This window comes from Kitasatospora sp. NPDC127035 (assembly GCF_042726075.1).
Lineage (GTDB): Bacteria > Actinomycetota > Actinomycetes > Streptomycetales > Streptomycetaceae > Kitasatospora.
Genome location: NZ_JBHXDN010000029.1, coordinates 75,405 through 100,354, shown reverse-complemented (window position 1 = coordinate 100,354; position 24,950 = coordinate 75,405). Strand labels below are relative to the sequence as shown.

14 protein-coding genes are annotated in these 24,950 nt (G+C 73.1%); 3 read left to right on the top strand and 11 right to left on the bottom strand.

Annotation, left to right across the window (positions count from 1 at the left end):
- The first annotated feature begins 150 nt into the window (after nucleotides 1-150).
- Nucleotides 151-789, top strand: a complete 639-nt coding sequence (locus tag ACFWIC_RS21045; RefSeq protein WP_380357215.1) for a DUF6114 domain-containing protein — start codon at nucleotides 151-153, stop codon at nucleotides 787-789.
- Complete coding sequence (locus ACFWIC_RS21040) at nucleotides 786-2,309, top strand: hypothetical protein (protein WP_380519697.1); 1,524 nt, start codon at nucleotides 786-788, stop codon at nucleotides 2,307-2,309. The genes ACFWIC_RS21045 and ACFWIC_RS21040 overlap by 4 nt, the downstream gene beginning before the upstream one ends.
- A 94-nt stretch (nucleotides 2,310-2,403) precedes the next feature.
- On the opposite strand, the gene pyk is transcribed toward ACFWIC_RS21040, so the two are convergent.
- The 8 genes from pyk to ACFWIC_RS21000 all read right to left on the bottom strand — a co-directional run bounded on the left by pyk (nucleotide 2,404) and on the right by ACFWIC_RS21000 (nucleotide 16,321).
- Nucleotides 2,404-3,834, bottom strand: coding sequence for a pyruvate kinase (gene pyk / locus ACFWIC_RS21035; RefSeq protein ID WP_355408526.1), 1,431 nt, complete (start codon nucleotides 3,832-3,834; stop codon nucleotides 2,404-2,406).
- 94 nt (nucleotides 3,835-3,928) lie between these two features.
- Entirely contained in the window at nucleotides 3,929-5,143 is a 1,215-nt protein-coding gene (locus tag ACFWIC_RS21030; RefSeq protein ID WP_355408528.1) for an acetate kinase, read from the bottom strand.
- Entirely contained in the window at nucleotides 5,140-7,302 is a 2,163-nt protein-coding gene (gene pta / locus ACFWIC_RS21025) for a phosphate acetyltransferase (RefSeq protein ID WP_380357208.1), read from the bottom strand. The genes ACFWIC_RS21030 and pta overlap by 4 nt, the downstream gene beginning before the upstream one ends.
- A gap of 109 nt (nucleotides 7,303-7,411) precedes the next feature.
- Nucleotides 7,412-8,092 (bottom strand): hypothetical protein, encoded by a 681-nt coding sequence (locus ACFWIC_RS21020; protein ID WP_380519696.1) that lies wholly within the window; start codon nucleotides 8,090-8,092, stop codon nucleotides 7,412-7,414.
- 147 nt (nucleotides 8,093-8,239) lie between these two features.
- Entirely contained in the window at nucleotides 8,240-10,762 is a 2,523-nt protein-coding gene (glgB, locus tag ACFWIC_RS21015; protein ID WP_380519695.1) for a 1,4-alpha-glucan branching enzyme, read from the bottom strand.
- A 151-nt stretch (nucleotides 10,763-10,913) separates the two neighbouring features.
- Nucleotides 10,914-12,404: a phosphotransferase gene (locus tag ACFWIC_RS21010; RefSeq protein WP_380357199.1), complete on the bottom strand. Its 1,491-nt coding sequence runs from the start codon at nucleotides 12,402-12,404 to the stop codon at nucleotides 10,914-10,916.
- A gap of 240 nt (nucleotides 12,405-12,644) precedes the next feature.
- Nucleotides 12,645-14,369 (bottom strand): maltose alpha-D-glucosyltransferase, encoded by a 1,725-nt coding sequence (gene treS, locus ACFWIC_RS21005; protein ID WP_329882976.1) that lies wholly within the window; start codon nucleotides 14,367-14,369, stop codon nucleotides 12,645-12,647.
- Nucleotides 14,366-16,321: an alpha-1,4-glucan--maltose-1-phosphate maltosyltransferase gene (locus ACFWIC_RS21000; RefSeq protein ID WP_355409016.1), complete on the bottom strand. Its 1,956-nt coding sequence runs from the start codon at nucleotides 16,319-16,321 to the stop codon at nucleotides 14,366-14,368. Before ACFWIC_RS21000 ends, treS begins: the two co-directional genes overlap by 4 nt.
- A gap of 1,035 nt (nucleotides 16,322-17,356) precedes the next feature.
- On the opposite strand from ACFWIC_RS21000, the gene glgP reads away from it, so the two are divergent.
- The gene (glgP, locus tag ACFWIC_RS20995) at nucleotides 17,357-20,131 is read left to right on the top strand and encodes an alpha-glucan family phosphorylase (protein ID WP_380519694.1); all 2,775 of its coding nucleotides are present in this window, start codon (nucleotides 17,357-17,359) and stop codon (nucleotides 20,129-20,131) included.
- A gap of 110 nt (nucleotides 20,132-20,241) precedes the next feature.
- On the opposite strand, the gene ACFWIC_RS20990 is transcribed toward glgP, so the two are convergent.
- The 3 genes from ACFWIC_RS20990 to ACFWIC_RS20980 form a co-directional block, all read right to left on the bottom strand.
- The gene (locus ACFWIC_RS20990; RefSeq protein ID WP_329952200.1) at nucleotides 20,242-20,994 is read right to left on the bottom strand and encodes a class I SAM-dependent methyltransferase; all 753 of its coding nucleotides are present in this window, start codon (nucleotides 20,992-20,994) and stop codon (nucleotides 20,242-20,244) included.
- Between the two features lie 121 nt (nucleotides 20,995-21,115).
- A complete protein-coding gene (locus ACFWIC_RS20985) occupies nucleotides 21,116-23,095 on the bottom strand; it encodes an ABC transporter ATP-binding protein (RefSeq protein WP_380519693.1) in 1,980 nt (659 codons plus the stop codon).
- Nucleotides 23,092-24,918 (bottom strand): ABC transporter ATP-binding protein, encoded by a 1,827-nt coding sequence (locus tag ACFWIC_RS20980; protein WP_380519692.1) that lies wholly within the window; start codon nucleotides 24,916-24,918, stop codon nucleotides 23,092-23,094. Before ACFWIC_RS20980 ends, ACFWIC_RS20985 begins: the two co-directional genes overlap by 4 nt.
- Nucleotides 24,919-24,950: the final 32 nt, after the last annotated feature.

Genomic DNA, 24,950 nt, shown 5'->3' with positions numbered 1-24,950 from the left:
GGCCCACGGGGGGTGTTTCCGCTGGGTGGGGGGGGCGGGGGGGGGGCCCCCCGGGGGGGGGGTCCTTTGGGGGGGGGGGGGGGGGGCCCCCGCCCCCCCCCGGCCCCACGCCACTGTTTCTCCCTCGTAGAGACATCGAGGAGCTGCACCATGTCCAGCGCAACGGCCGACGCTCGGCCCGAACACCGGAACCCGGTCGGATGGCTCTGGCGGAACTTCCGCGAATTCCGCCGTACCCGGCCCTTCTGGGGCGGTCTGCTGGCCATGATCGCCGGCGTCCCGATCCTGTACTTCCCCTATGCGAACCTGTCGCTGGGCGGCGTCACCATCGCCATGTCGACCACGGCGGGCGCCGGTTCGCTGATCATCGGCGTGCTGCTGATCCTGCTCGGCTTCACCGCCTGGTTCCAGCCCGCCGTGCGGATCTTCGCGGGCGTCGCCACCACGCTGCTCATCCTCGTCTCGATCCCGGTCTCGAACCTGGCCGGCTTCGGCCTGGCCCTGCTGCCCGGGCTCATCGGCGGCGGGCTGATGATGGCCTGGGCGCCGGTGCCGGAGGCGGCGGTCGAGGCCGTCGACCCGGGTGCCGACCAGGGCGTCGCCGAGAGGACCGCCACCGGGACGGCTGCCGCCGGGGCGTTCGCCGCCGAGGGGACCGACGCCGAGGCCGCCACCGCGCCGCTCCCGGCCGTCCCCGCCCAGGGCGAACCGTCGGTCGGGGGCCCGGCCGGGCCCGCCGCCGAGGGAACCGTTCCGCCGCAGGCCGGCGAGCCCAAGGAGGTTCGGTGACCGAGCCCGACGAGCGGCAGGGGGATCCCGTCGTTCCCGCCCCGCGCTCCGCCCGGCACGCGGCGCCCCGGACACCCGTCCGGATCCGCCTGCGCGGCCGCGCGCTGGCGATGGCCGCGGTACCGACCGCCCTGCTGATGGCCGCCGCCTACACGCCGGGCTCGGCCATCGCCGAGACCTCGGCGAGCAAGCCGTGCGCCACCGCGCCGGACGCCGCGCCGCTGCCGCCGAAGGTGGCCGAGACGCCCGTCCCGAAGAGCGAGCTGCCGCCGCCGATCCCGGGCCCGTCGGTCCCGCTTCCCGAGGCGACCGCCCCGACGACCGCCCCGGCGACTCCACCGGCGAGTGTGCCGGCCACGGCCCCGACGGCCGTCCCCACGCCCGCCGTCCCCACGACGGCCGTCCCGACGGCCGTCCCGCCGACTGCCGCGCCGACCGCCGCGGCGACGAGTGCCGCGCCGTCGGCACCTCAGCCGAAGGCCGCGACCCCGCCGCCGGCCGCGACCGCCGGCACCGCGGGCGGGGCCACCCGGGCCGGGCTCATCGACGACATCGTCGGGGGCGTCATCGACCTCGTCCGCCCGGGCGGTGCGCCGAGCCCGACCGCGGCGCCGTCCGCCGGCCTCCACGCGGTGGCCCCGGCCGCTCCCGCGCCCTCGCCGACCGGACCCGCCCCGACCGCACCGGCGCCGACCGCCACCGCGCCTGCGCCCGTCACCCCGAGCGGTACGGCGAGCGGTGTCCCGAGCGGCACCCCGTCCGGAGCACCGTCCGGAGCACCGAGCGGTTCGGCCTCCGCCAAGCCCTCCACCAAGCCCTCCACCAAGTCCTCCACCAAGCCCACCGCCGGTTCCTCCGCGGGCTCCGGGGCGAGCTCCTCGCCGTCGGCCCCGGCCAGGTCCTCCGCGCCGGGTACCCCGACGCCCTCCGGTTCGGCCTCGGCCACGCCGACCAAGGACCCGAACTGCCTGGTCGACACCAAGGCGCTCAACCCGGCCGGCAAGCCGCCGGACAACCCGATCCTCGTCCCGGACCAGAACTGGACCCTGCAGACCTCCCGGCTGGTGCTGAACCACGCGGTGCTGCTCGGTGTGGTCAACGTCCAGACGCCCACCGGCACCAAGCGGGTGCTGAAGTTCGAGGTCGAGAGCGTCGACATCGAGAACCTGCACATGTCGACGCTGGAGGGCAACGACAAGACCTTCCACGTCAAGGGCGCGCCCGGCTCGGTCTCGACCATGCGCAGCGGCACCGTCACCATGTACGTGGAGCGGCTCTCCGGCCACCTGTCCAAGGTGCTGGGCCTGCCGATCCCGATCGACCTGGGGGAGCTCACCCTCACGCCGGACGGGCCCCTGCCACAGTGGCTGTACGACCTGATAGGTCAGCTCCAACTGCCGCTCTGGCTGGAGCTGACCGGCGTCACCGCCGTCCAGGCCGGTCAGTTCGGCGGCACCCTGACGATCCCCGGTATGCAGCTCTACAACGACGACACCCCGTACGTGGGCAACGCGAAGTAGCCCCGGGCGGGCTCCGGCCCGGACACCGGAACCGAACGCCCGTGGGGCGGCCCCTCCGACCGGAGGAGCCGCCCCACGGGCGTCGTGCGGGGGACTACTTGTCGCTGCGGGTACCGAGGTGGTGGACCTGGACCATGTTGGTGTTGCCGGGGACGCCGGGCGGGGAGCCGGCGGTGACGATGACGGTGTCGCCCTCGGCCAGCTCGCCGATGCGGAGCAGTTCGCCGTCGACCTGGGCCACCATCTCGTCGGTCGAGCCGACCTGCTCGGTCACGTGGGCCTCGACGCCCCAGCTCAGCGAGAGCTGGTTGCGGGTGGCGTTGTCCGGGGTGAACGCGATCACCGGGATCGGCGAGCGGTACCGGGAGAGCCGGCGCGCGGTGTCACCGGACTTGGTGAACGCGACCAGCGCCTTGCCGTTGAGGAAGTCGCCCAGCTCGCACGCGGCGCGGGCGATCGAGCCGCCCTGGGTGCGCGGCTTGCGGCCCGGGTTGAGCGGCTGGAGACCCTGGGAGAGCAGCTCCTCCTCGGCCTTCTCGCAGATCCGGCTCATGGTGCGGACGGTCTCGATCGGGTACTTGCCCACGCTGGACTCGGCGGAGAGCATGACCGCGTCGGTGCCGTCCAGGATGGCGTTGGCGACGTCGGAGACCTCGGCGCGGGTCGGGCGCGAGGCGTGGATCATCGACTCCATCATCTGGGTGGCGACGATGACGGGCTTGGCGTTCCGGCGGGCCAGCGTGATGAGCTGCTTCTGGACCAGCGGCACCCGCTCCAGCGGGTACTCGACGGCCAGGTCACCGCGGGCGACCATGATGGCGTCGAAGGCGAGGACGATCTCCTCCATGGCCTCGACGGCCTGCGGCTTCTCGATCTTGGCGATGACCGGCACCCGGATGCCGACCGCGTCCATGACCTCGTGGACGTCCTTGACGTCGGCCGCGTTGCGGACGAACGAGAGGGCGACCATGTCGACGCCCAGCTCCAGCGCGAAGCGCAGGTCGTCCTTGTCCTTCTCGGACAGCGCGGGCACGTTGACGGCCGCGCCGGGAAGGTTGATGCCCTTGTTGTTCGAGAGCACGCCGCCCTCGACGACCACGGTCCGCACCCGCGGGCCGTCGACGCTGACGACCTCCAGGGCGATGACGCCGTCGTTGATCAGGATCGGGTCGCCGGCCTTGACGTCGCCGGGCAGGCCCTTGTACGTGGTCCCGCAGATGTGCTGGTCACCGGGGACGTCCTCGGTGGTGATGGTGAACTCGTCGCCGTTGTCGACGGTCACCGGGCCGTTGGCGAAGGTCGCCAGACGGATCTTGGGACCCTGGAGGTCGGCCAGGACGCCGATGGCCTTGCCGGTGTCCTCCGAGACCTGGCGGACCTTGCGGTACCGCTCCTCGTGGTCCGCGTGGGTGCCGTGGCTCATGTTCAGTCGGGCGACGTTCATGCCCGCCTCGACGATGGCCTTCAGCTGTTCGTAGGAGTCCGTCGCCGGACCCAGGGTGCAGACAATTTTCGCTCGGCGCATATCGATCAGTCTATCCGTTCGTGTTATAGGTGCATTCGGCCCGAATCGAGAGGAATCGCCGACGAAGGATTCCGGGGAGCGAGACGACGGGGGGTCAGTTTTCGGACGACCGGTGCACCAGGGCGAAGGCCTGCCGGGCGATCTCCAACTCCTCGTCGGTGGGCACGACGGCGACCGCCACCCGTGCGTACTCGGGGGAGATCAGCCGGGGCTCGCGCGAGCGTACCGAGTTGAGTTCCGGGTCGACCGCGATGCCCAGCCCGTCCAGGCCGGCCGTGGCGGCCGCCCGGACCGGTGCCGCGTTCTCCCCGACACCCGCCGTGAAGGCGATCGCGTCCACCCGGCCGAGCACCGCGTAGTAGCCGCCGATGTACTTGCGCAGCCGGTGGATGTAGGCGTCGAACGCCAGCCGCGCGTCCTCGTCGCCCTCCTCCGAGCGGCGCATGATCTCGCGCATGTCGTTGTCGCCGCACAGGCCCAGCAGGCCGCTGCGACGGTTGAGCAGGTCGTCGATCTCGTCGATCGAGAGCCCGCCGACCCGGTGCAGGTGGAAGACCACGCCCGCATCGATATCACCCGAACGAGTGCCCATCACCAGGCCCTCCAGCGGGGTCAGCCCCATCGAGGTGTCCACGCACCGGCCGCCCGCGACCGCCGACGCCGAGGCGCCGTTGCCCAGGTGCAGCACGATCACGTTCACCTCGGCCGGGTCCTTGCCGAGCAGCCGCGCGGTGGCCCGCGAGACGTACTGGTGCGAGGTGCCGTGGAAGCCGTAGCGGCGCACCCGGTGCCGGTCGGCGACCTCCTTGTCCACCGCGTACCGGGCGGCGTGCTCCGGCATCGAGGCGTGGAAGGCCGTGTCGAACACGGCGACCTGGGGCAGGTCGGGCCGCAGCGCGCGGGCCACCTCGATGCCGGTGATGTTGGCCGGGTTGTGCAGCGGGGCGACCGGGATCAGCCGGCGGATCTCCCGGAGCACGTCGTCGGTGATCACGGTCGGCTCGGTGAACCGCAGGCCGCCGTGCACCACCCGGTGGCCGATCGCGGCCAGCTCCGGGGAGTCCAGCCCGAGGCCGTCGGCGGCCAGCTCCTCGGCGACCGCCTTCAGCCCCGCGCCGTGGTCGGGGAAGGCCTGGACGCTCTCCCGCTCGGCGCCGCCGCGCGGGGTGTGCACCAGCCGGCCGCCGGCCTCGCCGATCCGCTCGACCAGCCCGGAGGCCAGCCGGGCGCCGTCCAGCATGTCGATCAGCTGGTACTTGACCGACGAGGAGCCGGCGTTCAGCACCAGGACGCGGGTACCTTCACTCATGCCGTTGCTCCTTCGCGGCGTTCCTGGGACTGGATGGCGGTGATCGCCACCGTGTTGACGATGTCCTGCACCAGCGCGCCGCGCGAGAGGTCGTTGACCGGCTTGCGGAGCCCCTGGAGCACCGGGCCGACGGCGACCGCGCCGGCCGAGCGCTGGACGGCCTTGTAGGTGTTGTTGCCGGTGTTGAGGTCCGGGAAGATCAGCACGGTGGCCCGGCCGGCCACCTCGGACCCCGGCAGCTTGGTGGCCGCGACGTGGGCGTCGACCGCCGCGTCGTACTGGATCGGCCCCTCGACCAGGATGTCCGGGCGCAGCTCGCGGACGAGTTCGGTGGCCTTGCGGACCTTGTCGACGTCCGCGCCCGAGCCGGAGGTGCCGGTCGAGTAGGACAGCATCGCGACCCGCGGCTCGACGCCGAACTGGGCGGCGGTGGCGGCCGACTGGATGGCGATGTCGGCCAGCTGCTGGGCGTCCGGGTCCGGGTTGACGGCGCAGTCGCCGTACACCAGCACCTTGTCGGCCAGGCACATGAAGAAGACGCTCGACACGATGGCCGCGCCCGGCGAGGTCTTGATCACCTCGAAGGCGGGCCGGATGGTGGCCGCGGTGGAGTGCACCGCGCCGGAGACCATGCCGTCGGCGATGCCCTCCTGGACCATCAGGGTGCCGAAGTAGGAGACGTCGGTGACCACGTCCAGGGCCAGTTCGACGGTCATCCCCTTGTGCGCCCGCAGCTTCGCGTACAGCTCGGCGAACTGGCGGCGCAGCGGGCTGGTGGTCGGGTCGACGATCCGGACCTGGGCGCGGTCGGCGGCCGGGTTCTCGGCCGGGAGGTCGATGCTCAGGCCCGCTGCCTTGCGGCGGACGGCGTCGACCTCGCCGAGCAGGGTGAGGTCGCAGATGTTGCGGCGGAGCAGGATCTCGGCGGCGCGCAGTACCCGTTCCTCGGTGCCCTCCGGCAGCACGACGTGCCGGCGGGCGCCCCGGGCCCGCTCCAGCAGCGCGTGCTCGAACATCATCGGGGTCACCCGCTCGGACCGGCCGACCTCGATCAGGTTGGTCAACTCGGCCGTGTCCACGTGAAGTTCGAAAAGGCCGAGGGCGAGGTCGGCCTTCCGCGGGCTGGCTGCGGAGAGCTTGCCCTCCAGGTGGGTGAGCGCGGCGGCGGTGAGCCAGCTGCCCTCCGGCACGACCGCGACCGGGGTGCCGGGGGCCAGCCGCGCGGCGAGTGCCATCACGTTCGGCCCCGGGTGCTGGCCGAGGGTGAGCAGCACGCCGGCGATCGGCGGCGCGCCGGCGGCGTGCGCGGCCAGCGAGCCGATCACCAGGTCGGCGCGGTCCCCGGGGGTGACCACCAGGGCGCCCTCGGTCAGCGCGTCGAGGAAGGTCGGCAGCATGGCGCCGCCGAAGACGAAGCCGCGGACGTCCCGGGCCAGGCCCGCGGCGTCCCCGATCAGCACCTCGGCGCCGGTCGCCTCGACCAGCTGGGCGACGGTCGGCGCGGCCAGCGCCGGCTCCTCGGGGATGACGTACGCGGGGATCGGCAGCTTCTCGGTGAGCTTGCGCTGGACCGGCTGCTTGGCGCCCGGCGCGACCCGGTTGGCGACCATCGCCAGGGTCTCGCAGCCCAGGTCGGTGTAGGCCCGGTGGGCGTTGCGGACCTCGGCGACCACGGTGGCGGCGTCCTCGCCGTGCCCGCCGACCACCGGCAGGACGGCGGCGCCGAACTCGTTGGCGAGCCGGGCGTTGAAGGCCAGCTCGTCCGGGATGTTGGTGTCCGCGAAGTCGGTGCCCAGCACCAGTACGGCCTGGCAGCGCCGCTCCAGTGCCCGGAACCGGTCCACCAGGACCGAGACCAGCTCGTCCTGTCCCTGGGCGGCCTGGAGCGCGGCGGCCTCCTCGTACGTCAGCCCGTACAGCTCGCCGGCCGGCAGGTCCAGCCGGTACCGGGCCCGCAGCAGCTCGACCACGTGGTCCGACCCGGGCCCTCCCCCGGCCGGGCGGCCGGAAGCCGCTCCCACGGGCGCGTGCGCGTGTACCAGCGGACGGAACACCCCGACCCGGTCCACCTGGCGGGTGAGCAGCTCCATGACCCCGAGCTCCACCGCCTGTCGCCCGTCCCCCCGGTCGATCCCGGTCACGTACACGCTGCGCGCCACGTGGCTCTCTCCGTCCCGTCGTCTCAGAAAGTGGTCATATCGACCATACCTTCGCACCCTGAACGCCCGTCCGCGAGCAGAGTGGTCGTACCCCGGCAAGGGTCGAAGGTCACAGGGGCGAGAAGCGGTCCGGGCCGACGAGCTCGACCACGGCTCCCCGGTCGAGCTCGTCGAGGCGGAGCACGGTCACCCGCTTGTCCAGCAGCCAGCCGTGCCGGCGGCGGAGGGTGTCGTTCGGTCCGGGCCGCCAGCCGTCGGCGGCGAGCCGTTCGCGCACCCGGCGGCCCACCTCGGAGCCGGGCAGGCCCTCGGGGCTGCCGAGGGTGAGTTCGCGGACGCAGAAGTGCAGGGCGCAGCGGGGATCGTCGCCGCTGTCGTGTTCGACGGTGAGTCCGGCCGGCAGCGAGAACTCGGCCCGGGCGGGGGAGTACGGCTCGTGGACGGCCAGCTGGTAGAGGAGGCCGATGACGAGGCCGATCAGGCTGTGGGCGGCGGTGGCGAGGGTCGCGACGGCCACCGGGCGGCTGTACTCCGGGGACGGCCGGGGGCCGCACCGCCGCCGCTCGACCAGCGCACCGGCCAGGACGACCAGGCCGGCGGCCAGCGGATAGCCGGCCTCGGACTCGGCGGTGGCCCGGCTGTGGAACCAGCCGTGTTCCAGTCCGACCGGGACGGCCGCCAGGCCGGCGAGGACGGCGCCGACCGCCGCTCCGGTCGTGCGGGTGCGCGCCAGCACCGCCCAGCAGGCCGGGGGCAGCAGAACGTAGGCCCACCCCAGGAACGTTGCCACGCGCGAGGCCCCCCAGCCGCCGACGATCGGTAACCGCCCGGGGGAGCCTAGGGGCCACCGCCGCCAGGCACAACGGCCCCTGCCGCGGGGCGCGACCGCGCCGCGGGGGCGGGTGCCGGGCCCGCGGGCCGGCACCCGCCGGGAGCGTCAGACGGGGCGCAGCCAGAGGGTGGCGAGCGGGGGGAGGACCAGTTCGGCGCTGCGGGGCTGGCCGTTCCACTCGACGGGCTCGGACTTCACGGGGCGGGAGTTGGCGATGCCGCTGCCGCCGTAGGTCTCGGCGTCGGTGTTGAGGACCTCTTCCCAGAGCTGGTCGCGGCCGTCGAGGGCGGGCAGGCCGACGCGGCGGCCGTGGCGGACCACGGGGGAGAAGTTGCAGACGGCGACCAGCGGGGTGCCGTCCGCGGCGTACCGGACGAACGAGAGCAGGTTGTCCTCGGCGGCGCCGCCGTCGAGCCAGCGGAAGCCGGCCGGGGTGGTGTCCAGCTCCCAGAGGGCGGGGGCGTCGAGGTAGCGGCGGTTGAGGTCGCGGACGAGGCGGCGGACGCCCAGGTGGTCCTGGTGGGCGGGCCACTGCTCGTCGAGCACCCACCACTGCGGGCCCTGCTCGTGGTCCCACTCGGCGCCCTGGGCGAACTCCTGTCCCATGAAGAGGAGCTGCTTGCCCGGGTGGGCCCACATGAAGCCGAGGTAGGCGCGGTGGTTGGCGCGCTGCTGCCACCAGTCGCCGGGCATCTTGGAGACCAGGGCCTGCTTGCCGTGCACCACCTCGTCGTGCGAGATCGGCAGGATGTAGTTCTCGGAGTAGGCGTACACCATCGAGAAGGTGATCTCGTTGTGGTGGTACCTGCGGTGCACCGGTTCCTTGCCGATGTAGACCAGCGAGTCGTGCATCCAGCCCATGTTCCACTTGAGGCCGAACCCGAGGCCGCCGCTGTCGGTGGGCCGGGTGACGCCGTCCCAGGCGGTGGACTCCTCGGCGATGGTGATGACGCCGGGGCAGCGGCGGTAGACGGTGGCGTTCATCTCCTGGAGGAACGAGGCCGCGTCGAGGTTCTCCCGCCCGCCGTACTGGTTGGGGGTCCAGGCGCCGCCCTCGCGCGAGTAGTCGAGGTAGAGCATCGAGGCGACGGCGTCGACCCGCAGGCCGTCGATGTGGAACTCCTCGCACCAGTAGACCGCGTTGGCGACGAGGAAGTTGCGCACCTCGACGCGGCCGTAGTCGAACTCCAGGGTGCCCCAGTCGGGGTGCTCGGCACGCAGCGGGTCGGCGGGCTCGTACAGCGGCTCGCCGTCGAACCGGGCGAGGGCGAAGTCGTCCTTGGGGAAGTGCGCCGGCACCCAGTCGACGATGACGCCGATGCCGTGCCGGTGCAGGGTGTCGACCAGGTGCCGGAAGTCGTCGGGGGTGCCGAGCCGGGCGGTGGGCGCGTAGTAGCCGGACACCTGGTAGCCCCAGGAGCCGCCGAAGGGGTGCTCCATGACCGGCATGAGCTCCACGTGGGTGAAGTTCAACTCCTTGAGGTACCCGGGGAGTTCCTCGGCGATGGCGCGGTACGAGGTGAGGTCGGGGCGCCAGGACGCCAGGTGCAGCTCGTACACCGACATGGGGGCGCGGTGGTGTGCGGTGCGGGCCCGGCCGGCCATCCACTCGTCGTCCTGCCAGCGGTGGGCGGAGGTGGTGACGACCGAGGCGGTGCCGGGCGGGATCTGCGCGGCGCGGGCGAGCGGATCCGCCTTGTCGAGGATCCAGCCCTGCCGGGTGCGGATCTCGTACTTGTACTGGGTGCCCTCGCCGAGGCCGGGCACGAACAGCTCCCAGATGCCGGAGGAGCCGAGCGAGCGCATCGGGTGGCCGGAGCCGTCCCAGTGGTTGAAGTCGCCGATCAGGCGGACCCCGGCGGCGTTCGGCGCCCAGACGGCGAAGGCGGTGCCGGCGACCCCGTCGACGGTGCGCACGTGGGAGCCGAGGGCCTGCCAGAGCTGTTCGTGCCGGCCCTCGGAGATCAGGTGGAGGTCGAGGTCGCCGAGGGTGGGCGGGGTGCGGTAGCCGTCGTGCTGGCGGATCGGCTCGATGCCCGGGTAGCTGACCAGCAGCCGGTAGTCGACCGGGTCCGGCGCGGCGGGTCCGGCGCCGGGGAGCAGTCCGGTGAAGAGGCCGCTCTGCTGGTGGGTGAGCTCGGCGGGTCCGAGCGCGGTCTCGACGACGACGCGTTCGGCGAACGGGCGGAGCACCCGGATGGCGGTGCCGCCGTGCACGGGGTGGGCGCCGAGCAGGGAGTGCGGGTCGTGGTGCTGTCCGCCGACCAGCCGGTCGACCTCGGCGGGCGGCAGCGGCGCCTCGGGCAGCCGCAGTGCCCCGGACGGTGCGGCGGCCTCGGCGGCGGCACCCGCCCGGTCGGTGGTCCCGGTGTCGGCCGGGCGCCCGGCCGAGACCCCGGCTGCCGCGGCGGCGGTCCTGGTGCCGGCGGGGGCGTCGCGGGCCTCGGGGCCGGCGACCGGGGCCGGGGCGGCGTTGGTCGGGGCGGCGTTGGCCGGGGCCGGTACGGCCGGCGGCCGCGGCTCGGCCCGCCGGGCGGTCGCGGGCTCGCGCTGCGGGGAGTCCGGGCCGGCCAGGAAGGTGGCCGGCACGGTGCGGGTGGTGCGGCCTGGCGGGTCGAGCGGCGTCACTGCGAGGACCTCCTGGATCGGGGCCGGCGGGTTCGGAGGGGCGTCGGTGAACTCGCCGGCGGCTGGTTCCGGCGGATGAGGGCGGACTCGGGTGGAGCGGGGGACAGCGGGTGGCGACAGGTGGAGCCGGACGGAGCCGGACGGAGCGGGATCAGACGGTGAGCGCCAGGCGGTTGATGGCGGCGAGCGGGATCGGCAGCCAGCTCGGCCGGTGCCGGGCCTCGTACACGACCTCGTACACCGCCTTGTCGATCTCCAGGGCGCGCATCAGTTCGGGGGAGGCGGCCGGGTCGGTGCCGCCGCCGGCGGTGTAGCCGGCGCTGTAGGCGGTGCGGTTGCGCTGCGCCCAGGCGGCCGCGAGGTGGGCCAGTTCCGGGTCGGACGGTCCGCCGGCGAGCAGGTGGGCGGCGGCGTAGTCGAAGGAACGGAGCATCGCTGCCACGTCCCGCAGCGCCGTCTGCGGTTCGCGCCGCTCGGTCACCGACTTGGCGGGTTCGCCCTCGAAGTCGAGCAGCACCCAGCCGTGCGGGGTGCGCATGGCCTGGCCGAGGTGCAGGTCGCCGTGGATCCGCTGGACCGGCAGGCCGTCGGGGTGGGCGTCGGCCATCTGCTGGAAGGCGGAGCGCAGCGCGGCCCGGTAGCGCATCAGCCCGGGGACGGCGGCGACCGCGCTGTCGAGGCGGTCGGTCATCGCGGAGGCCAGCCGTCGGGTCTGCGCGCGGTCGAGGCGGGCGACGGGCATCGAGCGGGCCAGTACCCGGTGGACCTCGGCGGTGGCCCGGCCGAGCCGGTGGGCCTCGATGGCGAAGTTGCCGGGGGACGGGTCGCCCTTGAGGCGGCCGACCTGGTCGAGCGCGAGCTCCCAGCCGTCCTCGGCCTCGGGCAGGTAGCGCTGGAGCAGCCCGAGGGTGGCCGGCTCGGCGCGCTCCAGACGGCTCTCGAACCAGGCGGCGACCCGGGGGATGCGGGTCGAGCCGGCCCGGGAGAGCGCCAGCGAGAGTTCGAGGTCGGGGTTGGTGCCGGGGTGGATGCGCCGGAACAGCTTGAGGATGTAGGAGGTGCCGTAGATGACCGAGCTGTTGGACTGCTCGGCGGTGGAGGCGCGGCCCGGGAGGTTGGTGGGAAGCCCGGAGCCGGGGGTGCGGCGGAACGACAGCGAGCCGAACCGGTCGCCGGTGGCGAGGTGTTCGAGCAGCCGACCGGTGAGTTCGGGGTCGTGCACGGCGTCGTAGAGGGCCGCACCGTCGTACGGGCCCTGGGTGAGCCGGCCGAGGACGGCGGTCGGCTCGATGCCGGCCGGGCCCTGCGAGCGGATGCCGAGCAGCAGCTGGTACAGGTCGCCGTGCGGCGCGCCGGCGGTGGTGGCGTGCTCGACCCGGAGCAGCAGGTGCAGCAGGGCGGGGTCGCCGACCTGGAGGGGGGTGCCGACGAGGGGGGTGAGGCCGGTGATCGGCCGTCCCTTGCCGGCGTACCAGCGCTGGGTGGGGAGCCACTCGGCGATCAGGGGCAGAGCCGCCTGGACGAGTTCGCTGACCCCCAGGGCGGTTCTCCGGGCCCCGGTGCCTCGCGTGCCGACCGGCACGGCGGAGCCGGCGGGGGTGTCACGGTGCAGTGGAGCTTGAGAACGGGAGGTTTCGGACATGACTCCCTTTCCCCGGAAGAGGCGGGCGGACTGCCCGACGGGTCTGGCCGGGTCCGTCAGTCTTCCGGATTGCGGCGGCGCGGCGGCGACGGCACGCGAGCGTTGCGCCCGGGTGTCACGCCTTCGTGTGGGTGGCCGTTGGGCTGTTCTCCGTACGCGGTGGTGCAGAGAACTCCGGGGGCGCGGGTTCGAACTCGCGCCCCCGGAGGGTTCGATGAGCTTCCGGCGGCTGCCGGATCGTTACTTCGGATGCCTGGTTCCGCTCAACCGGGGGGGCCGGCGGAGCTGGAACCAGTAGAAGCCGTGCCCGGCGAGGGTGAGCAGGTACGGCCACTCGCCGATCGAGGGGAAGCGCACTCCGCCGATCAGCTCGACCGGGTAGCGTCCTCCGAACTGCCTCAGGTCCAGTTCGGTCGGCTGTGCGAACCGCGAGAAGTTGTTCACGCACATGACCAGGTCCCCTTCGTGCTCACGGACGAAGGCCAGCACCGCGGGGTTGCTGGAGGGCAGTTCGGTGTACGTCCCGAGGCCGAAGGCCGGGTTGAGCTTGCGGATCTCGATCATGCGACGCGTCCAGTGCAGCAGTGAACTCGAACTGCTCTGCTGTGCTTCGACGTTGGTCACCTGGTAGCCGTACACCGGATCCATGATGGGCGGCAGACTGAGCCTGCCCGGGTCGGCGGACGAGAAACCCGCGTTGCGGTCCGGGGTCCACTGCATCGGGGTCCGGACGCCGTCCCGGTCGCCGAGCCAGATGTTGTCCCCCATGCCGATCTCGTCCCCGTAGTAGAGCACCGGCGAGCCGGGGAGGGAGAGCAGCAGCGCGGTGAACAGCTCGATCTGGTTGCGGTCGTTCTCCAGCAGCGGGGCGAGCCGGCGGCGGATGCCCACGTTGGCGCGCATCCGCGGGTCCTTGGCGTACTCCGCGTACATGTAGTCGCGCTCCTCGTCGGTGACCATCTCCAGGGTCAGCTCGTCGTGGTTGCGCAGGAAGATGCCCCACTGGCAGCCGCGCGGGATGCTCGGCGTCTTGGCGAGGATCTCCGAGACCGGGTACCGGGACTCCCGGCGGACCGCCATGAAGATCCGCGGCATCACCGGGAAGTGGAACGCCATGTGGCACTCGTCGCCGCCGGAGGCGAAGTCGCCGAAGTAGTCGACGACGTCCTCCGGCCACTGGTTGGCCTCGGCGAGCAGCACGGTGTCCGGGTAGTTGGCGTCGATCTCCTTGCGGACCCGCTGGAGGAACTCGTGGGTCTCCGGCAGGTTCTCGCAGTTGGTGCCCTCGCGGGCGAACAGGTACGGCACCGCGTCCAGCCGGAAGCCGTCGATGCCGAGGTCGAGCCAGAACCGGAGCCCGGCGATCATCTCGTCCTGGACGCGCGGGTTGTCGTAGTTGAGGTCCGGCTGGTGCGAGAAGAACCGGTGCCAGTAGTACTGCTTGCGCACCGGGTCGTAGGTCCAGTTGGAGGTCTCGGTGTCGACGAAGATGATCCGGGCGTCGGGGTACTGCTTGTCGTCGTCGGCCCACATGTAGAAGTCGCCGTACGGGCCGTCCGGGTCCTCCCGGGAGGCCTGGAACCACGGGTGCTGGTCGCTGGTGTGGTTCATGACGAAGTCGATGACCACGCGCATGCCGCGCAGGTGGGCGGCGTCGACGAACTCCATGAAGTCGGCGAGGTCCCCGAACTCGGGCAGGACCGACTTGTAGTCCGCCACGTCGTACCCGCCGTCGCGCAGCGGTGAGGCGAAGAACGGCGGCAGCCAGAGGCAGTCGACCCCGAGCCACTGCAGGTAGTCGAGTTTGGACGTGAGCCCCCGGAGGTCCCCGACCCCGTCGCCGTTGCTGTCCTGGAAGGACCGCACCAGCACCTCGTAGAAGACCGCACGCTTGAACCATTCCGGGTCCAGGTTCTTCTTCGAGGTCTCGGGGAAGGTGTCGGGAACGGGCTCGTTCACTGTCACGCTGGGTTCCTCCGAACCGTGAGGAGGTGAGCCGGCTCGGTTGAGGGATCGAGCCGGACGTAGTTGTGCCGGCCCCAGGTGTAGGCGGCGCCGGTGAGCTCGTCGTGGACCGCGTACGGCCCCTCCCCGTCGAGGGTGACGGTGGCCTCCTGGGCGTGGTGCGGGTCCAGGTTCACCACGGTGATGACGTGGTCGGTGAGGCCGTCGGGCGTCAGGGCGGTCTTGGAGTAGGCGAGCACCTGGTCGTTGTCGGTGGGGTGGAAGCGCAGGGAACGCAGCTGCTGGAGGGCCGGGTGACGGCGGCGCAGCCGGTTCAGGACGGTGAGCAGCGGGGCGAGGGTGTCGGTGCGGCTCCAGTCCCGGGGGCGCAGTTCGTACTTCTCCGAGTGCAGGTACTCCTCGGAGCCGGGGTGTGCCGGCTCGTTCTCGTACAGCTCGTAGCCGGCGTACACGCCGTAGCTGGGGGAGAGGGTGGCGGCCAGTACGGCGCGCACCGCGAACGCGGCCGGACCGCCGTGCTGGAGGAAGTCGTGCAGGATGTCCGGCGTGTTGGGGAAGAAGTTGGGCCGCATGTAGGCGGCCGCGTCACCGGAGAGTTCGGTGAGGTACTCGATGAGTTCCTGCTTGGTGTTGCGCCAGGTGAAGTACGTGTACGACTGGTGGAAACCGATCTTCCCCAGGGTGTGCATCATCGCGGGGCGGGTGAACGCCTCGGCCAGGAACACCACGTCCGGGTCGGTGCGGGCGATGTCGGCGAGCACCTTCTCCCAGAACGCCACCGGCTTGGTGTGCGGGTTGTCGACCCGGAAGATCCGCACGCCGTGGGCCATCCAGAACCGGAGCACCCGGATCGTCTCCTTGACGATTCCGTCCATGTCCTGGTCGAAGTTGATCGGATAAATATCCTGATACTTTTTCGGCGGGTTCTCGGCATAGGCGATGGTGCCGTCGGTGCGGTGGCTGAACCATTCCGGGTGCTTGTTCACCCACGGGTGGTCCGGCGAGCACTGCAGCGCGAAGTCCAGCGCCACCTCCAGGTGCAGCGCCGCCGCCTCGGCCACGAAGTGGTCGAAGTCCTCGATGGTGCCGAGGTCCGGGTGGACGGCGTCGTGGCCGCCCTCCGGCGAGCCGATCGCCCACGGCGAGCCGACGTCGTGCGGACCGGCCGTCAGGGTGTTGTCCGGCCCCTTGCGGAAGGCTCGCCCGATCGGGTGGACCGGCGGCAGGTAGACCACGTCGAAGCCCATCGCGGCGACCGCCGGAAGCCGCTCGGCCGCCGTCCGGAGACTGCCGGACCGCGGCGGCTCGACGCCCGACGGGTCGACCACCGCCCCCTCCGAGCGGGGGAAGAACTCGTACCAGGAGCCGAACAGCGCCCGCTCCCGGTCCACCTGGAGCGGGAGCGGGCGGGAGGCGCTCAGCAGCTCGCGCAGCGGGAACCGGGCCAGCAGCTCCTGGACGTCCGGGGCGAGCGCGGCGGCCAGCCGGGAGAGCGGCGGCAGACCCGGGTCGCGCAGCGCGTCGACCGCGGCCAGCACCTGGGCCCGGCCGTCCTTCTTCGGCACCCCGGAGGCGGCCCGCTCCAGCAGCTGGGCGCCCTCCTCCAGGACCAGCGCGGTGTCGATCCCGGCCGGCAGCTTGATCGACGCCGTCCGGCGCCAGGTGGCGACCGGGTCGGACCACGCCTCCACCAGGTACGACCAGCGGCCCGGCGCGGTCGGGGTGACGTGCGCGCCCCAGCGGTCGGTGCCCTCGGCCAGCTCGCGCATCGGCGTCCACGGGCCGCTGCGGCCGCGCGGGTCGCGCAGGACCACGTTGGCGTTGACCGCGTCGTGGCCCTCGCGGAAGACGGTCGCGGTGACCAGGAAGGTCTCGCCGGCCACCGCCTTGGCCGGGCGGCGGCCGGCGTCTACGAGGGGGCTGACGTCCAGGACGGGGATGCGGCCGATCACGGTGTCGCTCTCTGTCGTCTTGCGGGCGGCGGGCTTGCGGGCGGCGGGTTTGCTCGTGACGGGTTTGCCGGCGGCGGGCTTGCGTGTCGCGGCGCCGCGGCCGACCGGCTCGGTGCCGGTCCCGGCCTTCGCGGTGGCGGGCTCGGCGGCGGTCGCGCTGCGCCGTGTGGTGGTGGTGCGCTTGCGCGGTGCCGCGGGTCGGCTCTCCTCGGCCCCGGGTTGTCGGGCCGGTTCGTCCGCTCGCTCCGTACGGATAGCCCCGGCTCCCCGGGGACCCGGCATCGACGCGTCTGTCCGGATGTCAGAATCCATCCGTCCGGACGATTCCGCGACCGCTGCGTCGGGGCTGTCGGCCACCGGTGTGGACTGGTCCCGCGTGTCGCCGTGCATGCCAAACTCCTGCCCGAGATCGGCGGCAGCTCCCGCGGGCCGGCGGGGCCAGGGGAGTACCGGGAGGACTGCTGGGTGGGGAGGACGTGCGACCGGAAGCCTGCCCGCGCCGCCGTCCCCGGCAACCTGCCCCGCTCCCGCCGAGCCCGTGGCGGGACCCTCGAGAGCCCGCGCGCGTCCCGGCGCACGCCTCTCGGGGCACACCCCTGGGTGACCCAACCCACCCGTGAACGAGCAGGCCGAGTCCGAGGACACGCGTCGGTGCGCGGTGAGCGCCGAATGGACCAAGGAAGAAGGGGAACGGTCAACGCGAAAAGGATTCGGACGTGCTGCTTCTCGGGGGAGCGCCACCCGTCTCCGCACACCCCGAAGCATCAACGACCTTGGCTCATCGTCGCATCGGCGACACGACTTTCGCAGCGGTATGACAGTAGTTTCGGGCGTGATCGGGGTCGGAACCGTCACCGGAAAAGGATCTTTTCCGCCGTGTTCACGTATTGGTGGCGCGGCCCCCGGAAAAGTGCGCCTCGTGCGCCCCCCGTGCAGCCCAATGCGCCGAATGCGATCTCATCAATAGGCCGAACGGAGGTCGAATAGACCAACTGACGCACCATCATGCCAGTGGCCGCGGCTACGCTTCACGCCGTGAAGGCAATCCGCAGATTCACCGTCCGCACCGTCCTGCCCGAACAACTCCAGCCGTTGCACGAGCTGGCCCTCAACCTGCGCTGGTCCTGGCACCCCGAGACCAGGGACCTCTTCCGGTCCGTGGACCCGGAGGTCTGGGCCGCGACCGGCGAGGACCCGGTGCGACTGCTCGGGGAGGTCCCGGCCGCCCGGCTCGCCGCGCTCGCCACCGACCGGCGCTTCCTGCGCAGACTCGGAGACCTCGCCGACGACCTCCGGGAGTACCTGGCCGGCCCGCGCTGGTACCAGTCGGCCGGGCAGGCGGCCGACGTCCCGCTGCCCGCCGCCGTCGCCTACTTCTCGCCCGAGTACGGCATCGCCGCCGCGCTGCCCCAGTACTCCGGCGGCCTCGGCATCCTCGCCGGGGACCACCTCAAGGCCGCGAGCGACCTCGGCGTCCCGATCATCGGCGTCGGGCTCTTCTACCGGCACGGCTACTTCCGGCAGTCCCTCGACCGGGACGGCTGGCAGCAGGAGCGCTACCCGCTGCTCGACCCGGACGAGCTGGCCGTCACCCTGCTCCGCGAGACCGACGGCACCCCCTGCCGGATCGACCTCGCGCTGCCCGGCGGCCGCACCCTGGCCGCGCACGTCTGGAAGGCCCAGGTCGGGCGCGTCCCGCTGCTGCTGCTCGACTCCGACATCGAGGCCAACTCGCCCGCCGAGCGCGACGTCACCGACCGCCTCTACGGCGGCGGGAGCGAGCACCGGCTCCTTCAGGAGATGCTGCTCGGGATCGGCGGTGTCCGCGCCGTCCGCGCCTACGGCCGGCTCACCGGCCACCCCGCCCCCGAGGTCTTCCACACCAACGAGGGCCATGCCGGCTTCCTCGGCGTCGAGCGGATCCGCGAGCTCGTCGCCGACGCCGGACTCGACTTCGCGGCGGCCCTGGAATCGGTCCGGGCCGGCACCCTCTTCACCACCCACACGCCCGTCCCGGCCGGCATCGACCGGTTCGACCGCGACCTGGTCGCCCGGCACTTCGGCGGGGACACCGCCCTGCCCGGCGTCCCGGTCGAGCAGGTCCTCGCACTCGGCGCCGAGAGCTGGCGCGGCGGCGACCCCAAGCTGTTCAACATGGCTGCCATGGGTCTGCGGCTCGCCCAGCGCGCCAACGGCGTCTCCACCCTGCACGGCGAGGTCAGCCGGTCCATGTTCAGCGGTCTCTGGCCAGGGTTCGACACCGCCGACGTCCCGATCACCTCCGTCACCAACGGCGTCCACGCGGCGACCTGGATCGACCCGGCGGTGGTCCGGCTCGGCGCCGCCGAGATCGGCGCCGACCGCGCCGAGGCGGCCATGACCACCGGCGACACCCAGCGCTGGACCGGCCTGGAGCGGATCGGCAACACCGAGATCTGGGAGCTGCGCCGCACCCTGCGCGCCCAGCTGGTCGACGAGGCCCGCCGCCGGCTGCGCGCCTCCTGGCGCCAGCGCGGCGCCGGTGAGGCCGAACTCGGCTGGGTCGCCTCGGTGCTCGACCCGGACGTCCTCACCATCGGGTTCGCCCGCCGGGTGCCCTCGTACAAGCGGCTCACCCTGATGCTCCGCGACCCGGAGCGCCTGCGCGCCCTGCTGCTGCACCCGACCCGGCCGGTCCAGATCGTGGTGGCCGGCAAGGCCCACCCGGCCGACGACGGCGGCAAGCGGCTGATCCAGCAGATGGTGGCCTTCGCCGACGACCCGGCCGTCCGGCACCGGATCGTCTTCCTGCCCGACTACGACATGGCGATGGCCCGGCACCTCTACCCGGGCTGCGACGTCTGGCTCAACAACCCGCTCCGCCCGCTGGAGGCCTGCGGCACCTCGGGGATGAAGGCGGCGCTCAACGGCTGCCTCAACCTGTCCGTGCTGGACGGCTGGTGGGACGAGTGGTTCGACGGCCAGAACGGCTGGGCGATCCCCACGGCCGACACCGGCGACGGGGTGCTCGATCCGGAGAGCCGGGAGGCCGAGCGGCGGGACGACATCGAGGCCGCCGCGCTGTACGACCTGATCGAGGAGCAGGTGGCCGCCCGCTTCTACGACCGGGGCGGCGACGGGCTGCCGCACCGGTGGATCGCGATGGTCCGGCACACCCTGGTGACCCTCGGTCCCAAGGTGCTGGCGGGCCGGATGGTCCGCGAGTACGTGGAGCGGCTCTACGCCCCGGCGGCGGTCGCCCAGCGCGAGCTGGCGGCGGCCGGCCCGGCCGTCGGGGCGGCAGGGATCGTCGGGGCGGCAGGGGTCGTCGGAGCGGTGGCGGAGACGGGCGTCGTCGGTGAGGCGGGGGGCTTGGAGACCGGGCCGACCGCCGTCCCGCACGCCGGAGCGCGTGAACTGGCCGCCTGGAAGGCCAGGGTCCGGGAGGGCTGGCCGGCCGTCCGGGTGGAGCACGTCGAGGCGGACTGCCCGGACGAGGCGCAGGAACTGGGGAGTTCGCTGGCGTTGCGGGTGCAGGTCGCGCTCGGTCCGCTGGAACCCGCGGACGTCGAGGTGCAGGCCGTCTCCGGCCGGGTCGACGAGTCGGACCGGATCTCGGACGGCTGCCTGCTCGCCCTCAAACCGGTCGGCGGGCCCGACCTCGACGGGCGGACGAGGTACGAGGGTTCCCTGGAGCTCTGCCGCACCGGTCCGTTCGGCTACACCGTCCGGGTGCTGCCGGCCCATCCGAGGCTGGCCTCGCCGGCCGAGCTGGGACTGGTCGCGCTGCCCCCGGAGGCGTCCGGGATGGACGCCGGGCTGCTGCGCTGAACCCGCCGGGTGTCGCGCGCCGCCCCGCCGCCCCGTCCGCGGTGGCTCACCGCCGGGCCGGGGGCCGTGGCCGACGGCCCCCGGTGGCCGGGGACCCGCCGTTCGCGGCGTCAGCGGACCGCCGCGACCAGGGCGTCACTGACGGAGCGCCACGCCACCCCGGCCTCGCGGAACCCGGCCTCGACCAGCCGCCCGGTGTGCCAGCCGGCCGGATGCGACGCGCCGTCGGCGTGCGACCCGTACATCGCGTTCCGCGCGGCCACCTGCTCGGCGAGCAGCGGGTCGGCCGCGGCGGCGATCCACCAGCCCTCCCAGTCGAGGACGCCCTCGGCCGTCTCGCGCTCCTGGCGCCGGTGCCGGAGGGCCGCGTCGGCGGCGCTGAGCAGCGGGATCGACGCCTCGGGGGTGTGGTCGGCGTTGAGGAAGACGCCGCCGGGCCGGACCAGCCCGGCGAGATCGCCGTAGAGCCGGACCAGGTCGTCGGTGGGCAGCCAGTGCAGGGCGGTCGCGGTCACCACGGCGTCGAACGACCCGGGCGGCAGCGCCCGGGCCCACTCCGGGTCCTTGAGGTCGGCGGTCACGAGGGTGAACCGCCGGTCGTCGCCGAGGACACCGCGGGCGATGGTCATCAGCGCCGGGTCCTGGTCGACGCCGACGCTGACGGCGCCGGGCAGCCGGGCGAACAGCCGCTCGGTGATGCTGCCGGTCCCGCAGGCGAGGTCGAGGACGCGGGGCTCGGGGCCGGTCACCGCCTCGACGACGTCGAGCATCACCCGGAACCGCTCCTCGCGGTCGGGCAGGTACCACTCCTGCTGGCGGTCCCAGCTGCGCTGCCACTGCTCCCAGTGCTGTCGGTCGACCATGGTCGCTCCTTCGGTCCCGAACACGGATCGGTAAGGCCCGGAAAAGACTCTAGACCCTTTCGGTAATGGATGAAAGGGTCCAGAGTCTCTTACGGGCTTCGAAGGGGGCGGCAGGTCGGAGTCAGACCAGGCTGTCCCGCCAGGCCTGGTGGAGCTCCGCGAAGCGGCCGGCGCCGTCGATCAGTTCGCGCGGCGTGCCGTCCTCGACGATCCGGCCCTGATCCATCACCAGGACCCGGTCGGCGATCTCCACGGTGGAGAGGCGGTGCGCGATGATCACGGCCGTCCGGCCCGCCAGCACGGTGCGCATCGCCCGCTGCACCGCCTGCTCGCCCGGCACGTCCAGCGAACTGGTCGCCTCGTCCAGGATCAGCACCGCCGGGTCGGCGAGCAGGGCGCGGGCGAAGGCGACCAGCTGGCGCTGGCCGGCCGAGATCCGCCCGCCGCGCTTGCGCACGTCGGTGTCGTAGCCGTCCGGCAGCTCGGCGATGAAGGCGTGCGCGCCGATCGCCCGGGCGGCCTCCTCGACCTCGTCCCGGGTGGCGCCGGGCCGGCCGATCGCGATGTTCTCCGCGACCGTGCCGGAGAACAGGAAGGACTCCTGGGTCACCATCACCACCCCGCGCCGCAGCTCGGGGCCGGCCAGGTCGCGCAGGTCCACCCCGTCCAGGGTGATCCGGCCTTCGGTCGGGTCGTAGAACCGCGCGAGCAGTTTGGCCACCGTCGACTTGCCGGCCCCGGTCGCGCCGACCACGGCGACGGTCCGGCCGGCGGGCAGCACCAGGTCGAAGGGCGGCAGCACCTCCTTGCCGGTGCGGTACGCGAACCGGGTCTTCTCGAAGTGCACCTCGCGGCCCAGGGAGGACGTCGCGGGCAGCTCCTTCGGCTCGGTCGGCTCCGCGACGGTCGGCTCGTGGGCCAGCAGTCCGGCGATCTTCTCCAGCGCGGCGGCGGCCGACTGGTAGCTGTTCAGGAACATCGCCAGCTGGTCGATCGGGTCGTACAGCCGGCGCAGGTAGATCACGAACGCGGTCAGCACGCCCAGCGCCACACTGCCGTCGGTCACCAGGTAGGCGCCGAGCAGCACCGTCCCGGCGGTCCAGACGTTGGCGGTACCGCGGGAGAGGCCGACGTACCGGGCGATCTCCAGGAGGCCGTCCGCGGTGGCGGTCGCCGACTGGCGGTTCACCACGCCGAAGGCGGCGTCGTTGGCCCGCTCGCGGCGGAACGCCTTCACCGGGCGGATGCCGTTCATCGTCTCGGTGAAACGGACGATCAGTGAGGCCGCCGAGGTGCGCGAGCGGCGGTAGACCCGGCGCGAACGGCGCCGGAACGACCGGGCGACCAGCCAGAGCGGCAGGAACGAGGCCAGCGTGACCAGGCCGAGCCGCCAGTCGAGCACCAGCAGGATGACCGAGATCGAGCAGACCGAGAGGAAGACGGTGAGCAGCTCCTGGAGCCCCTCGGAGAGCAGCTCGCGCAGCGCGTCCACGTCGCTGGTGGCCCGGGAGATGATCCGCCCCGAGGTGTAGCGCTCGTGGAAGTCGAGGCTGAGCCGCTGGGCGTGCCGGAAGATCCGGCCGCGCAGCTCCAGCAGGATGTCCTGGTTGACCCGGGCGCTGATCTTGATGAACGTCCACTGGAGCACGGTGCCCAGGAGCGCGCAGCCCAGGTACGCGCCGATCACCGCGATCAGCGGTCCGGCGTCGTCGTCGCGCAGCGCGGGGATGCCGCGGTCCATCGCGACCGCGACGAGCAGCGGTCCGGCCTGGAGGGCGGCCTGCTGGAGCAGGATCACCGCCATGGCGGCGACGACCCGGCCCCGGTGCGGGCCGAGCAGCGAGCGGAGCAGCACCCCGGGTGCGCCCGGCGGGACGGGGATGTCCTCCTCGTCGGCCGGTGGGGGCGGCAGCTCCTCCTCGTCGCCCGGGGCGCCCGGACCGGCGGACTTCGTGCCGGCGGACTTCACGTCCACCGACTTCGCGTCCACCGACGTCCTGCCGGGGGCCTCGGCGTCGGTCGGGTTCGGGTCGGCGGCCTTCGGATCGGCCGTCCCGGTATCGCCCGCCTTCCGGCCGGCGGGTTCGACGGTGGTGGTCATCGGGCGGTGCTCCCCTCGGGGACGAGGGCGGCCTCGCCCGACATCAGTTCGCGGTAGTGCGGGGAGCCGTGCAGCAGCTCCTGGTGGGTGCCGACCGCCTCGATCCGGCCGTCGACGAGCACCGCCACCCGGTCGGCGAGCATGACGGTGCTCGGCCTGTGGGCGACCACCAGGGCGGTCGCGGAGCCGAGGACCTGGCGCAGCGCGCGTTCGACCAGCGCCTCGGTGTGCACGTCCAACGCGGAGAGCGGGTCGTCCAGGACGAGGAAGGCCGGATCGCCGACCACCGCGCGGGCCAGGGCGAGCCGCTGGCGCTGGCCGCCGGAGAGGCTCAGGCCCTGCTCGCCGACCTCGGTGCCGACGCCCTCCGGCAGCTTCTCGACGAAGCCGGCCTGGGCGGTGGCGAGCGCGGCGTGCAGCCGGTCGTCCCCGGCGCCCGGAGCACCCATCAGCACGTTCTCCCGGACGGTGGCGGAGAACAGGGTGGGTTCCTCGAAGGCCACCGCGACCAGCTCGCGCAGCCGGGTCCGGTCGAGCTCGCGGATGTCCCGGCCGTCCAGGGTGATGGTGCCGCCGGTGGCCTCGTACAGCCGGGGGAGGAGGGCGGTGAGCGTGGTCTTCCCGCTGCCGGTGGCGCCGACCAGGGCCATCGTCTCGCCGCTGCGGATGTGCAGGTCGATGCCGCGGAGCAGGTCGGGGGTGTCGGCGGGGGCGTCGGGGTAGCGGAAGCGGACGCCGGTGAGCCGGATGCCGTCGAGTCCGGCGGCCGTGGCGGCGGCCGTGGTGGCTGCGGCGAGGTCGGCCCCGGGGGCGCCGGCCTCGGTCTCGGGTTCGTCCATGACCTCGAAGAACCGGTCGGTGGCGGTCGCGGCCTCGTTGGCGTACGCGAGCAGCCAGCCCAGCGACTCGACCGGCCAGCGCAGCGCGAGCGCGGTCGAGAGGAAGGCGACCAGGGTGCCGGCGCTCAGCTCGTCGTGGGCGACGAGGTAGGCGCCGGCGGCGAGGGCGCAGCCGAGGGCCAGCTCGGGCAGCCCGACGATGAGCGCCCAGAGGTTGGCGAGCAGTCCGGCCTTCTTCAGCTCGGTGCGGCGCAGGTCCCGCGAGTGGTCGCGGAAGCGCTCGGCCATCGAGCGGTGGCGGCCGAAGGCCTTGAGGATGCGGATGCCGAGGACGGACTCCTCGACGACGGTCGCGAGGTCGCCGTTCTGGTCCTGCGCGAGGCGGGCGGCACCGGAGTAGCCGGACTCGAAGCGGCGGGTGAGCAGGAACAGCGGCACCACGGGGACGAGCGCGATCAGGGCGAGCCGCCAGTCCTGGGTGAACATCAGGCCGGTGCCGGCGAGGAAGGTGACCGAGTTGACGATCAGGAAGACCAGCGGGAACGCCAGGAACAGCCGCATGGTGTACATGTCGGAGGTGGCGCGGGAGAGCAGCTGGCCGGAGCCCCAGCGGTCGTGGAAGGAGACCGGCAGCCGCTGGAGCTTGGCGAAGAGGTCGCCGCGCATCGCCGTCTCCACCCTGGACAGCGGTCTGGCCAGCACCACCCGGCGGGTGTAGAAGAGGGCCGCTTCGGCGAGGCCCAGCACGAGCAGCAGGCCGACCAGCGGCCAGAGCCCGCCGAGGTCGTGCTCGGCGATCGGCCCGTCGACGATCCGTCCGAGCACGATCGGGACGAGGAGCACGCTGAACGCGGCGAGCAGTGCGGCACTGACCGAGACGGCCAGCCGGGCGCGGATCGGGCGGACGTAGGGCCACAGGCGCAGCAGTGAGCGCACCGTCGACCGGTGGGCGGGCGCGGAGTCGGGAGTCTGGTTCTCGGCCATCGCCGTGAGGGTAGGCCGGGTGGCCGTCATTT

Coding starts and splice junctions, on each gene's coding strand:
- ACFWIC_RS21030 (WP_355408528.1), bottom strand. CDS start 5,143: ATGAGTGAAGGTACCCGCGTCCTGGTGCTGAACGCCGGCTCCTCGTCG.
- ACFWIC_RS20990 (WP_329952200.1), bottom strand. CDS start 20,994: ATGGTCGACCGACAGCACTGGGAGCAGTGGCAGCGCAGCTGGGACCGC.
- ACFWIC_RS20980 (WP_380519692.1), bottom strand. CDS start 24,918: ATGGCCGAGAACCAGACTCCCGACTCCGCGCCCGCCCACCGGTCGACG.
- pyk (WP_355408526.1), bottom strand. CDS start 3,834: ATGCGCCGAGCGAAAATTGTCTGCACCCTGGGTCCGGCGACGGACTCC.
- ACFWIC_RS21045 (WP_380357215.1), top strand. CDS start 151: ATGTCCAGCGCAACGGCCGACGCTCGGCCCGAACACCGGAACCCGGTC.
- ACFWIC_RS20985 (WP_380519693.1), bottom strand. CDS start 23,095: ATGACCACCACCGTCGAACCCGCCGGCCGGAAGGCGGGCGATACCGGG.
- ACFWIC_RS21010 (WP_380357199.1), bottom strand. CDS start 12,404: ATGTCCGAAACCTCCCGTTCTCAAGCTCCACTGCACCGTGACACCCCC.